The following is an 11784-nucleotide window of genomic DNA, read 5'->3' as shown; positions in this document are numbered from 1 at the left end:
TAATAATCAATTAGTCCCAGATACTGAGTTATTCAATAACAATTCAGTTCATTATAAAATAAATGAATCATTCATCAGGTATTTAATTTACCCTATTATTGTTAGAATTATGTAGAACGTTGTTTCTTAAAAGAGGAGAATATTTATGAATTTAAACGAATTTCAAGCACATATAGAAGATAAATTACCAGCGTTAGATAGCTTTTACGACAGAGCTATCAACTTTCAACTAGAAAAGGATAAAAGACGTCCGCCGAAAAAACGTTGGTCAGAGGCAAAAATAGAAAGAGCAACAAATGCGATGTATAAAGATTTGATGAAAGGTATTTATGAAAAAATTAAATCTTTAGTTGAAGAAAGAGAGAAGAAACCGAATGATGTATGGATTGATTATTTAGAAAAATATGAGCTGTACGAACAAATAAACGAATCATTATACGAAATAGAATTTGATTAAAGAATCACAGTTCAACTTACTAGGGAGTGGGACAGAAATCTATTTTTTAACAAGATTTCGTCGTATGAACCAAGCCCCGGCTAAGCTGACTGTAAAATAATTGAGGCTGAGACATGTATTTTGTCTCAGCCTTTTTGCATAATGTTCATTCCCTATTAATTTTATTCAACTTCTTTTATTAAATTTAATGACTGTATATATAAATATTGGAATTAAAATAATAAATTCTAATGTTCCTATAACGAAAATGAGCACTTCAATGTTAGCACTAACTATTTCATTACTTAATATTAGAAAATCCCATAAACAGTGATATATAATAAGTGGTATAAAGCTCTTTAAATTTATTGAGAGACAAGCATACACTATTCCACCTAAAAATACCCCAATCATTTGGTTTATCACTTCACTTATTGATGCTCCGCCAAAAATATTAACTGCGTGAAATAAGGAAAACAATATCGCACTAACTAAAATAGCTGTTACTATTCCACCTTTTTGTAAAAATGTTTGCAACACTATACCTCTAAATACTACTTCTTCACTAACACCAACTAAAAGTGTTGTTACTAATATTAAAGAAACAATCGGTATTTTGCCGGTAAAATCTCCAATTATAAAAAATGCAACCAATGTAATGATGATCAAAATAATAAAAGGTAAAAACCAAAAAGAAAGCCGCATGTTAAATAATTTTTGTGTTGAGAAAAGCTTTTGATACATAAATATGGAAAGCACACTCATAATAATTTCAAAGTAAATCAATACTTTAACCATTTCAGAATTCTCATAATTATACCCAAAAATATAATGCATTGTTGACATAGCTAATGCCATAATTAACGTAATGATCAATACAAAAAGTAAAGCTTTCTTTCTTTTGTTTTTCATTTTATTCATCTCTCTCATTAGTGTGATTTTCAACTCCAGTCTATTTTTTTATCACGCTAAACCATTTCCAATAAGTTCCCATTCTCCATATATATTCCAATGGTCCATATTTAAAGTATTTCAGCCAAATACTTGTGAATAACAATTGTAAAATATAGATCACAATACAAATCCATAAAGTATCCATATAATCTACTTGATCACTATCCACACATAATATAACCAACCAAATTAATAAAGTTTGTCCTACATAATTTGTAAGCGCCATTCTTCCATATAATTGTAATGGGCTTAAGATTTTACCAAAGATTCGTACTTTTATAATTAATAATAATAGTGAGACATAAAATAATGCTATAAATGGACTATTAATAATTATTAAATGTTCATACATTTCTTTATTTTGAATATATTTATTAATCAATTCATTGTTCGAAGTATCTTCTAAAAATTTATATGTAGGAAATACATATGACTTGTTTAGCAAAATCCAACTTAATGCAGATATCACTCCAGAAATACTTGCTATTACAATTAACGCTTTAGTCTTAATGTTCTCAAAGATATTAAATTGACCTGTCGCAAGTCCTAATATGAAATATGGTATCGGTAATATTGTTTTACTACCTATATATATACAAATAACTAGCAATATTAAGCCAATGATTAAATTGATATATTTTTTGAAATAAAAACAAGGTATTAAGATTAAACCAATGATTGAATATAATAATAATGCTTCACCTGGTTGAAGCAATTGATGTAATAAACCAAAACACGCTAAGATTACTAATCTTCTTATAAATACGATATTACTATTTAATTGTTTTGCTTGAGCATTGCGAATAAATATATAAAATCCGACACCAAATAAAAATGAAAATATTGTAAAGAATTTACTTTCAACAAAAAAATCAATGAACTTTAAGTAACTAGCCTGATCATAGTTACTGGGTACTGGCAAAGCAAATATTGAAATTATATTAGTAAGAATTATTCCTAGTAAGGCAAAGCCTCTCATATAATCTAATTCTGAAATTCTATTGTATTTTACGCTATCGTTCATATTATCCTCCTAAATTAAATCATTATTTTTAAAGTTGACCTTCATGAAGCCAAAGATAATTTTAACAAAGGCGCGTATTAATACAACTTACATTATTGTCACACTTTATTTTATTAAATTTAAAAACACCTCACTTATGTAGCATCTAGCTTATTTTACTGACGTCACCGTACATTTAAAAACATATATTCTACAATATTAAATCAACACAAACTAAAAAAGGCTAAGCCACATTGGCTAAGCCTTTTAATATATCGTCCGCGGGTATTCATTAAATCATTTTCATACTTGTGTTAGATAACTACTAAAAAGTGACATTACCTTCAAATTTAAGTACAGTTTCTATTTTAACAACATGATTTAAATTAATTACTTTGTTTTTTGGTTTTGTCACAAACAATAAATTTTCGGATGATTTATCAACATCAATTTCCTTAGCTCGTTCTAATTTACCTGTTACCAATAATAAATCTATACTCACAACATTTTCTTCTTTCAATAAATCAGTCACTATATTTATATTCATTTTATAAATCTCCTTTTCAACATTATCTTCATTATACATCAAAATGTAATTTTTTACTTGATAATCAAACTTTATTATTAATTATACAATTTAATTGTTATATAATCGTATGACAATTAATGATTTTCACAGTAATTAAGGGTGCCAAATTGCAACAGAAATTAAAACTACCCCACTACACTTATAAAAATACTTAACTTAATCTTAACAATTTATTTTCACTATTAAATTTTAAGTGTAGTACAATTAAGTTATATAATTATTTTTTAAGGGGAATGTATAAATGAAGAAGATATTGTTTTTAATACTAACAAGCTTTTTAGTATTGGTCGCGTGTGGGAATGACGAAGAAAGTAAGTTAGATGACACAAAAGAAACCAAATCTGAAGATAAAGAAAGTAAAAAAGATGATAAAGAATCTGATGAAGAAAAAGATAAGTCAGATGAAAAACAAAAATCTGACGACAAATCATCTGAAGAAGTAGCAACACAAGATGAAAGTACTGAAGAAGCTCAATCGCAAGAACAAGTAAATACACAAGAGCAACAATCTACACAATCACAACAACAAACACAACAAGCACCTGTTCAGTCACAAGAACAAGCACAACAAACACCTGTGGCTGATGAACAATCGACTGCAAATACAGAAACGAATTCTAATGAATCATCGGAGAATCCATATTTAAATATGCCAAATCAAGAATGGAGAAATAATACAAGTAACGGCTTATCCTCTGGAGAAATGCAAACAAGAAATGAAATACTAAAAGGCAGTTATGAAGGCGAAGATGCTGACCAAATACTAGAAGCAATTAATCATTACGAACAGGAATATGGAAAATAAGCATTATATAGTAGAGATGTAGTATGAAAAAAATCTTGTTTTTATTATTAGCAAGTTTCTTAGTACTAGCTGAATGTGGTAATGAAGAAGAAAGTAAGAAAGATGATAAGGAAAAAGAATCAAACAAAGAAAAATCAGATGATGACTCTAATGAAGGAGTAGCGAAACCAGATAAAAATGCTAATCAACTCCAAGAACAAATTAATACGCAGGAACAGCAAAATACAAAACAATCTGTGCAATCGCAAGAACAACAAAGAAGAGAAATTGATTTAAACAGATTACCAGGTGGCGATTTCACTACTGAAGGCATGTCCAAAGATGCTCAAATTCAAATAGAAGAATTAACTAGACAAAAAGATTTTGAAAGATTACCACAAAAAGAGTACAACGATCAAGTATCTACAATTATGAATAGTGAAATGAATTGATTCAACTTATACTTAATACTCATAGACAAAAAAGGCTTAGCCACAATGGCTAAGCCTTTTGATATGGAGACGGCGGGAGTTCATTATACCGTTTATGTATACATTTAAAAATCGTTATAAGTATTGTCATATCAACGTTTACATTGTCTTACTAAGTTAGTGTAAAATGTTAAAATTGCAAAAACAACATAAATTTGTGCACTCTGAACATTTTCATTCCCGTATGCGTAAGTCTTTTATTTTCTATTAATTTTTAAAATGTAATTCACACGATTTACAATACAACTTATCTTTTGGTTCTTGGCCAAATTCTTTTTTTAAGTATGTAACTAATGTTATGATACCGATAAGAATTAAAAAAGCAGGTATTACACTCAAAGGTGCTTTTGTAATACTACCAGAAAAAAACCAACCTAGTATTGAAATGCCAGTAATAAAATACATGAATAGAAGTAAACATCCCATACAACTTGTTCCCCTAGAATTTATAACAACAGCTCCTGAATTACATCGCGGACATCTGCACCAACCCATTATTAAAAACCACCTTTTATATTTAATTTTATATCACATTTATTCTTTTTACAATATAATTTTTTCAACATTGCAAATTTCAAAATTGAAATCGTCTAGATTTGTAGACAACTGATACTTTAGTTCTCTATATAATTAGACGTCCAATCACCTGCCGTAACGTTTCGTTACATTAGCTTATGACCTCGTGTTTCACGCCCCTATTTTATGACTGAACGAATCATTCACCCTATATCACATCGCTCTTAAGAATTGCTCATAATTATCAAATATTCCACTCTGACATTCACTCTGTGTCAGCATCGAGAAATCAATTTACGTATAGTTTTTCGTTTGATGTTAGTTAGATAATATAGTTATACATTTATAAATTTGAATATTACTTAATTCTTATTTTTCATATTTTTAGCAATATCTATTAAATCTTTTTCTGTGAATCCTTCTTCTATATGTATACCTTCTACTTCAAAGGGATGTTCTGGATAATACCAATTAAATAACTCTGTACCTTTTATAAATGTAGGGCCTTCTACTTGCATAGCAGGGTAAAATTCATTTAATTTATTTAATAATACTGCTTCTAATCCATCTAAAGTTTTTCTTAAATCATCAGAAGATTTCAAGGCTTTATTAACATATTGAATGATTTTGTCATTATTATTTCTATGATTTTTTACATGTTTTAAAATTTGAATTTCTATAAAATCATTTAAAAAGTATAGCTCATTATATGATCCACCAATTAAAATAGTAGTATCTGTTTCTCCAAAATAAGAATATAGAACAGAAGTGTCTTTTTTTAATATATGAAGTCCTTCTTTTATTTCAAAATGCTTATTTATAAACTTAGCTAATTTAATATTTTCTATTTTACTATTCTTATTTTTCAAACTCTCTAAATCAAGCTTAATTTCATAAAGCATAGCAATAGATTTCATTAATGTTGAATAACTAAGCCTTGTAAATTTATCCACTAATTCTAACAACTCTTTTTTATCATTTAGCTCTTCTATATATTTTTGATTTTCAATTTCCATTTCTTTCTTACTTTTGTCGATATATATTTTATAATTAGTTTCAAAATTTTTAATTCGTTTATCTTCTTCTCTAGTTTTTCTTTTCCATACAAATAACCACATTATATTAATAATCGTTACTATACTACTAATAATTGCTATAACTGTGGCAATGAGTGTTATTAAATTCATAACTCAATCCTCCTAATCAATATATTTTTCTAAAGTTTATCAATTTGATAAATCTCTCAGTCTTGCTCTATGTTACATAGTAAAATGAATAAATGTATGGTTTTATTCATGCAAACCATCTTTTTTAAACTCTTATTTTAATTATAATTATATATAAAATTTCATATGCGGCTTTTCTTCTTTATAATAATCTAACCTATCTTGTAACGTACCTGTATGTAATTCTAACTTGTGGCCGTCTGGATCAGTAAAATATATTGATTGTTTATCTCTTACATCTCTATTACGTCCTTCTAATATATTAACATTGTTATCCTTTAACCATTGATACCATTCTTCAAATTCACTTTCATCAATTGTAAACGCCATATGTGTATATGAGTATTGAATTTCATTTCTAGGTATATCTTTTTCTTCATTCAAAGCTAACCACAGACCACCTAATGTGAAATACGCTGTTTTGCTACTCTCTACTAAAATTTCAGCTTTTAAAATGTCTTTATAGAAAACAATAGACTTACTAATATCTGCTACTGAATAAGTTACGTGGTTTATAGATTGAATCATTAAAAAATCCTTTCATATTATATAATCACTTCAATTTTTTCTCCATACGATAATTTGTAGTTTCGAAACCCATTTTATTATATAAAGATACAGCTCGTTTATTGTGTCCGAATACATGCAAAGCAATGCTTTCTACTCTTTTATTTTTGCAGTATTCTTCTATACATTCCATCGTTTTTGTACCTAAACCTTGCCCTCTATATGTATCTTTAATTTTAATATCATAAATAAAACATTTCTTTTTTTCTTTAACAGCAAATATATGGAGCCATAGGTATCCTATATCCACACTATTATTTATCACAGACAGTAAATATTGATTGCTTGTATTTAACCCCTCAGGCAGTAAATTTTCAAATTCTCTACGCGCTCTTTCAATTGACCCATCCTTCTCCCAATCACCACTTTTAACATGTTCTGCGAGCATATTCAATTATACTTTCCTCATAAAATACTTTGAAAGTTTGCTGATTCATGTTTTCTATGTAAAGACTCATATTTAATTCCCCCTTAATCTAATAAATACTTTGAATTATATGATATCATTGTTTCAATTGATCGAATATTCAAATAATAGAGGTTAGGGCGTATTAAATTTATGATAAAAGGAATTTTATTTGATTTAGATGGAACAATTTTAGATAGACCTTCTTCGTTAAATAAGTTTATGGATTATCAATATGACAAATTCATTAATTACCTAAACCATATTGATAAAAATACTTTCAAAAGTAAATTTATTGAGTTAGATCAAAATGGTTATGTTTGGAAGGATAAAGTTTATACACAATTAATAGATATCTTTAATATTAATCATATAACCGCTGACATTTTACTAGATGACTATATCAACAATTTCAGAAAACATTGTTTACCGTATCCAAATCTAAAAGAATTGTTAGATATACTCGTCTCAAAGAATTACAAAATAGGTATCATCACAAACGGAAAATATCCTTTCCAATACAATAATATTAAAGCATTAAAAATCGAACACTACATGGATGTCATTTTAATTTCTGAAAAGGAAAACATCAAAAAACCTGATCCTCTTATTTTTGAAAAAGCGACTAAAGAATTAGAAGTAGATTTATGTGAGTGTATTTTCATCGGTGATAGTTTTAAAAACGATTATGAAGCATCTAAGTTAGCAGGAATGCATAGTATATACAGATTAAATGGAGAAAATGATATTCATAATGTAACTGATAGTATTCAAAATTTGTATGAACTAACTGGTATTATTAAAAAATTCTAATAAGACCATATAAATTATTCGTTAATATTATATATTTATAATTAAAATACAATGAAAAGGTGGATACGTATGGAATTCAGAAAAATTCAAAGTGAAGATTATAATAATTGTGCTAAAAACTTGGTTTCAGCTTATAAGGGGCCCCCATGGTATAATGATTGGTCTGAAAAAGAAGCGTTACTTAGAATTGAAGCTACAATGAGCGGCTTTAATTCTAGAGGTTATGTCATTGAAGAAAATCATAAAATAATAGCCATGTGCATAGGTAGAATAGACTATTATTTTAGTGACATGAGCCAATTTTGCATAGACGAATTTCATGTCGTCCCTGAATTCCAAAACAATGGTATAGGTAAAAATTTAATGAATTCTGTCTCTAATTCACTCAAACTTAGTGGAATATATAAAATTTTTCTAATTACAGGTGGAGAACCAGCAGCAAAATTTTATACAAAAAATGGATTTATAAAAACAAACGAAGGAATCATGATGGAACTCGAATTATGATTAAAAAAACAGGTACAATTAGAATTAAAATAAACGATATCAATTACGTGCGGCAGTGAGATTTGAAATATGTATCAACTTAAATACAAAAAAGGCTTAGCCACAATGGCTAAGCCTTTTGATATGGAGACGGCGGGATTCGAACCCGCGTCCAGAGGTCCTGATACAGATCTTTCTACGTGTGTAGTCTATCATTGAGTTTCGCATAATGGTAAGTGATAGACGGCCATCATTATGCTAGTTTGATTAATCTCTTCTAGGCAGACTTCAAACGGCAGTGCCTAGCGTATCCTACTAAAGGTTGAATCGCGGTTAACAGCACATAGGAGATGCCGTTAGGCGATGCAGAGTGCTATTACGCAGCTACTGCGAAATTATTGTTTTCTTTGCCAGTTATTATAACTGTGTGTGTTAGTGACGGAGACAACCCTCCGACACGCTTAACCTGCTCATGGTACCCCTGTCGAATCCAAAAACGCCCCCTAAATAGTATAAAATGCACTTCCTGTCCACTTCACGCTTATCGCTCAGCTTTTTAGAAAGCACATATTATATTACCAAAGATCAGGGTCTTTGGCAATATATCCGCTTAATAACGGTCTTTCATCGCTCTATCCATGTCACGTTTTACTGCTTTATCTTTCAATGCTTGTCGCTTATCGTAATTTTTCTTACCACGTGCAACACCCGGCAATACTTTACAGTGTCCATGTTTTAAATAGAGTTTCAATGGCACAATCGAATAACCCACTTCTCTCGTACGCTCACCTAATTTTTCAATTTGACGTTTGTGCAATAAAAGTTTACGTGAACGGCGAGGATCATGGTTAAAGCGATTGCCTTCTTCATACGGGGCAATGTGCATATTATTAAGATACATTTCACCGCGATTAACTTGCGCATAACTATCCTTAAGATTGGCACTGCCACGACGAATTGACTTAATCTCAGTCCCTTGTAACACAATGCCCGCTTCAATCGTATCTTCAATGACGTAATCATGTCTGGCTTTACGATTTTCAGCTAGTGTTCCTGGTGATTTTTTCTTTGGCATTGAGTTTCACCTCTTTGTTGAGTTATTTTTTCTTCTTACGTGCTTTATTTTTCACATTTTTATCTTTATAAAATGGTTTGTGTTTTGTATTACCACTATTTGATTTATCGTTGTTACGTTGATTTTTACCTCGACGTTGTTTGTGTTTCGTTTTATCCTTGCTATCATCTTTAGATTTATCTGATGATTTACCACGAGGATTCGCTTGGATTGTCTTACCACGTGAAGGTCTTTGACTACGTTCATTTTTAGGTAATGGCATACCAACGATTTGGAAATCGATCATGCGCTCATCTACGTCTACGTTGATGACTTTAATTTGAACTGGGTCGCCTATACGGAATACTTTAGCCTGACGTTCACCAATCATTGCCATTTGACGTTCATCGAAATGGTAAAAATCGTCTGTCATATTCGAAACGTGTACCATGCCTTCAATCGTATTTGGTAATTCAACGAACATACCAAAATTAGCAACTGAACTTATAATACCTTCGAATTCTTCGCCAACATGTTGTACCATATATTCTGATTTTTTAAGTTCATCTGTATCACGCTCTGCTTCAATCGCTCTACGTTCTCTTTGAGATGTATGATCAGCAATTTCTGGTAACAGTGCTTCCCATTTTGACTTCTCTTTATTGTTCATAGATTGTTCTACAATATATTTACGTATTAATCTATGTACGATTAAATCAGGATATCTACGTATTGGTGACGTGAAATGTGTATAGTATTCAGCTGATAAGCCAAAGTGTCCTAAATTCACATCATCATAGCGTGCTTGTTGCATTGAACGTAACATCATTGTTGAGATAACCATTTGTTCTGGTTGGCCTTCAACTTCTTGTTGAATCTTTTGTAATGTTGAAGGATGGATTTCTTCTCCTGTACCTTGAATCATTAGTCCAAAATTCGTAATAAAATCAAAGAATTTACGTAAACGTTCTGATTTTGGTTGTTCGTGAACACGATATATGAATGGTACTTCTAAGTGATCGAAGTGTTCTGCTATCGTTTCATTTGTCGCAAGCATAAATGACTCGATTAAGCGTTCCCCTTCGCCACGTTTTCTCAATTCTACATCTGTTGGGATACCTTCTTCATTAACGATTACTTTTGCTTCACTAATATCGAAGTCGATTTCACCACGACGTCTTCTCATGTTAACTAAACGCTGTGATAGATCTTGTGCTAAGTCTAGCATTGGTGTGACTTCACTGAATTTTTCACGTGTGTCTGCATTTTGATCTGTAATAATTTCATTCACTTCATCATATGTCATACGATAATTTGAATGTATCACACTATCAAAAATCTCATGCTTAACGACTTCTCCACGTTCATTAAATTCCATGCGACAGCTCAATGTTAAGCGATCAACATCTGGGTTTAAAGAACAAATACCGTTACTTAAGCGGTGTGGAATCATAGGAATCACACGGTCAACTAAATAGACACTTGTAGCACGACTATATGCTTCTTCATCTAAGGCTGATCCTTCAGTGACATAATAACTAACGTCAGCGATACTGACTGTTAATTGTGTATGGCCGTTACTTAACTTTTTAATTCCAATTGCATCATCTAAATCTTTAGCATCTGCGCCATCAATCGTAATTGTAAGTTCATCACGTAAATCGTGACGACCTTCAGTTTGTGATGGTTCAATTTCATCCGGTACTGCTTCAGCTTCTGCTAAAACATTGTCTGGAAATTCAATTTCAATGCCATGTTGATAAATGATTGATAATATATCTACCCCTGGGTCGTTTTTATGGCCTAATATAGCCGAAACTTGTCCTTCGGGATTGTTTGTACCATCTGCGTACTTAGTGATCTGTACGAGTACTTTATGACCGTCTATAGCACCTAAGTTATGTCCTTTAGCGATAAAGATGTCTTGCATAATACGTTTATCATCTGGTAACACAAAACCAAAATGGCGTGCTTCGCTAAATGTACCAACCACTTGTGTGACTGAATGCGTTTCTATCGATTTCACTTCGCCCTCTAGCTTACCTTTGTGTTCACCCTTTGAATTTTGTACTTCTACTAGTACTGTATCACCGTCCATGGCTCTATTAATTTTTGTAGGTGGAATAAAGATATCATCCATTTCACCTTCTTCTGGACGTAAGAATGCAAAGCCTTTTTTATTCTGGCTTAGTTTACCCTTCACCAATTTTGATTGTTGGGATTTGTTAGATTCCTTGCGTTGATATCTATCTGTTTTTGTACGTTGAATTAAACCTGTTTGTTCTAATTCAACAAGCACCTTAATTAAGTCTCTAAATGAGTCGGCACTATTTAAACCTAATGCATCTTGAAAATCAGATACAGACATGGGTTCATAATCTGGTTGTTTAATAATTTCTTCAATGGATGGTTTTAAATTCATTATGCCCCTCCTTTCTCTTTTTAAATAATTCTATAAT

Annotated in this window: 14 protein-coding genes and 1 other RNA gene; 5 read left to right on the top strand and 10 right to left on the bottom strand. The window is 30.6% G+C overall.

The features are described 5' to 3' along the window. The first annotated feature begins 145 nt into the window (after positions 1 to 145). Positions 146 to 457: a hypothetical protein gene (locus ABLV95_RS01785; protein ID WP_460872465.1), complete on the top strand. Its 312-nt coding sequence runs from the start codon at positions 146 to 148 to the stop codon at positions 455 to 457. Positions 458 to 622: 165 nt separating this feature from the next. Here ABLV95_RS01785 and ABLV95_RS01780 read toward each other — a convergent pair whose 3' ends face one another. From ABLV95_RS01780 to ABLV95_RS01770, 3 genes are all read right to left on the bottom strand, one after another. Continuing rightward, positions 623 to 1348 carry a CPBP family intramembrane glutamic endopeptidase gene (locus ABLV95_RS01780; protein ID WP_427705197.1) on the bottom strand — a complete coding sequence of 242 codons (726 nt, stop codon included), beginning with the start codon at positions 1346 to 1348 and terminating at the stop codon, positions 623 to 625. Positions 1349 to 1388: 40 nt separating this feature from the next. After that, positions 1389 to 2414 (bottom strand): DUF418 domain-containing protein, encoded by a 1026-nt coding sequence (locus ABLV95_RS01775; protein WP_460876233.1) that lies wholly within the window; start codon positions 2412 to 2414, stop codon positions 1389 to 1391. Positions 2415 to 2718: 304 nt separating this feature from the next. Further along, a complete protein-coding gene (locus ABLV95_RS01770) occupies positions 2719 to 2940 on the bottom strand; it encodes a hypothetical protein (protein WP_021339885.1) in 222 nt (73 codons plus the stop codon). 283 nt (positions 2941 to 3223) lie between these two features. Here ABLV95_RS01770 and ABLV95_RS01765 point away from each other — a divergent pair, with 283 nt between their 5' ends. Continuing rightward, positions 3224 to 3787 (top strand): hypothetical protein, encoded by a 564-nt coding sequence (locus ABLV95_RS01765; RefSeq protein ID WP_460872463.1) that lies wholly within the window; start codon positions 3224 to 3226, stop codon positions 3785 to 3787. A gap of 23 nt (positions 3788 to 3810) precedes the next feature. Further along, positions 3811 to 4218 carry a hypothetical protein gene (locus ABLV95_RS01760; RefSeq protein WP_427705204.1) on the top strand — a complete coding sequence of 136 codons (408 nt, stop codon included), beginning with the start codon at positions 3811 to 3813 and terminating at the stop codon, positions 4216 to 4218. A gap of 246 nt (positions 4219 to 4464) precedes the next feature. Here ABLV95_RS01760 and ABLV95_RS01755 read toward each other — a convergent pair whose 3' ends face one another. From ABLV95_RS01755 to ABLV95_RS01740, 4 genes are all read right to left on the bottom strand, one after another. Next, the gene (locus ABLV95_RS01755) at positions 4465 to 4683 is read right to left on the bottom strand and encodes a hypothetical protein (RefSeq protein ID WP_427705207.1); all 219 of its coding nucleotides are present in this window, start codon (positions 4681 to 4683) and stop codon (positions 4465 to 4467) included. Positions 4684 to 5135: 452 nt separating this feature from the next. Beyond that, positions 5136 to 5960, bottom strand: a complete 825-nt coding sequence (locus tag ABLV95_RS01750; protein ID WP_427705209.1) for a hypothetical protein — start codon at positions 5958 to 5960, stop codon at positions 5136 to 5138. A 147-nt stretch (positions 5961 to 6107) separates the two neighbouring features. Then, a complete protein-coding gene (gene fosB / locus ABLV95_RS01745; RefSeq protein ID WP_427705212.1) occupies positions 6108 to 6527 on the bottom strand; it encodes a FosB/FosD family fosfomycin resistance bacillithiol transferase in 420 nt (139 codons plus the stop codon). A gap of 25 nt (positions 6528 to 6552) precedes the next feature. Next, positions 6553 to 6954, bottom strand: a complete 402-nt coding sequence (locus tag ABLV95_RS01740; RefSeq protein ID WP_460872459.1) for a GNAT family N-acetyltransferase — start codon at positions 6952 to 6954, stop codon at positions 6553 to 6555. Between the two features lie 171 nt (positions 6955 to 7125). On the opposite strand from ABLV95_RS01740, the gene ABLV95_RS01735 reads away from it, so the two are divergent. Further along, positions 7126 to 7785, top strand: coding sequence for an HAD family hydrolase (locus ABLV95_RS01735; RefSeq protein ID WP_460872458.1), 660 nt, complete (start codon positions 7126 to 7128; stop codon positions 7783 to 7785). A gap of 69 nt (positions 7786 to 7854) precedes the next feature. Further along, positions 7855 to 8292 carry a GNAT family N-acetyltransferase gene (locus ABLV95_RS01730; protein WP_427705220.1) on the top strand — a complete coding sequence of 146 codons (438 nt, stop codon included), beginning with the start codon at positions 7855 to 7857 and terminating at the stop codon, positions 8290 to 8292. Positions 8293 to 8413: 121 nt separating this feature from the next. Here the strand turns inward: ABLV95_RS01730 and ssrA are convergent. The 3 genes from ssrA to rnr all read right to left on the bottom strand — a co-directional run bounded on the left by ssrA (position 8414) and on the right by rnr (position 11747). Beyond that, positions 8414 to 8775, bottom strand: a transfer-messenger RNA (tmRNA) gene (gene ssrA, locus ABLV95_RS01725). A gap of 106 nt (positions 8776 to 8881) precedes the next feature. Then, positions 8882 to 9346 carry an SsrA-binding protein SmpB gene (smpB, locus tag ABLV95_RS01720; protein WP_460876229.1) on the bottom strand — a complete coding sequence of 155 codons (465 nt, stop codon included), beginning with the start codon at positions 9344 to 9346 and terminating at the stop codon, positions 8882 to 8884. 22 nt (positions 9347 to 9368) lie between these two features. Then, a complete protein-coding gene (rnr, locus tag ABLV95_RS01715) occupies positions 9369 to 11747 on the bottom strand; it encodes a ribonuclease R (RefSeq protein ID WP_460876227.1) in 2379 nt (792 codons plus the stop codon). Positions 11748 to 11784 lie beyond the last annotated feature (37 nt).

The organism is Staphylococcus sp. Mo2-1 (assembly GCF_046721385.1).
GTDB classification, from domain to species: domain Bacteria; phylum Bacillota; class Bacilli; order Staphylococcales; family Staphylococcaceae; genus Staphylococcus; species Staphylococcus equorum_A.
The sequence above is the reverse complement of the archived record's forward strand: the minus strand, read 5'-3'. Positions and strand labels throughout refer to the sequence as shown.

Bases quoted from the DNA above. Each gene is read 5' to 3' on its own strand.
- ABLV95_RS01785 (WP_460872465.1), top strand. From the start codon at position 146: ATGAATTTAAACGAATTTCAAGCACATATAGAAGATAAATTACCAGCG.
- ABLV95_RS01780 (WP_427705197.1), bottom strand. From the start codon at position 1,348: ATGAAAAACAAAAGAAAGAAAGCTTTACTTTTTGTATTGATCATTACG.
- ABLV95_RS01775 (WP_460876233.1), bottom strand. From the start codon at position 2,414: ATGAACGATAGCGTAAAATACAATAGAATTTCAGAATTAGATTATATG.
- ABLV95_RS01770 (WP_021339885.1), bottom strand. From the start codon at position 2,940: ATGAATATAAATATAGTGACTGATTTATTGAAAGAAGAAAATGTTGTG.
- ABLV95_RS01765 (WP_460872463.1), top strand. From the start codon at position 3,224: ATGAAGAAGATATTGTTTTTAATACTAACAAGCTTTTTAGTATTGGTC.
- ABLV95_RS01760 (WP_427705204.1), top strand. From the start codon at position 3,811: ATGAAAAAAATCTTGTTTTTATTATTAGCAAGTTTCTTAGTACTAGCT.
- ABLV95_RS01755 (WP_427705207.1), bottom strand. From the start codon at position 4,683: ATGGGATGTTTACTTCTATTCATGTATTTTATTACTGGCATTTCAATA.
- ABLV95_RS01750 (WP_427705209.1), bottom strand. From the start codon at position 5,960: ATGAATTTAATAACACTCATTGCCACAGTTATAGCAATTATTAGTAGT.
- fosB (WP_427705212.1), bottom strand. From the start codon at position 6,527: ATGATTCAATCTATAAACCACGTAACTTATTCAGTAGCAGATATTAGT.
- ABLV95_RS01740 (WP_460872459.1), bottom strand. From the start codon at position 6,954: ATGCTCGCAGAACATGTTAAAAGTGGTGATTGGGAGAAGGATGGGTCA.
- ABLV95_RS01735 (WP_460872458.1), top strand. From the start codon at position 7,126: ATGATAAAAGGAATTTTATTTGATTTAGATGGAACAATTTTAGATAGA.
- ABLV95_RS01730 (WP_427705220.1), top strand. From the start codon at position 7,855: ATGGAATTCAGAAAAATTCAAAGTGAAGATTATAATAATTGTGCTAAA.
- smpB (WP_460876229.1), bottom strand. From the start codon at position 9,346: ATGCCAAAGAAAAAATCACCAGGAACACTAGCTGAAAATCGTAAAGCC.
- rnr (WP_460876227.1), bottom strand. From the start codon at position 11,747: ATGAATTTAAAACCATCCATTGAAGAAATTATTAAACAACCAGATTAT.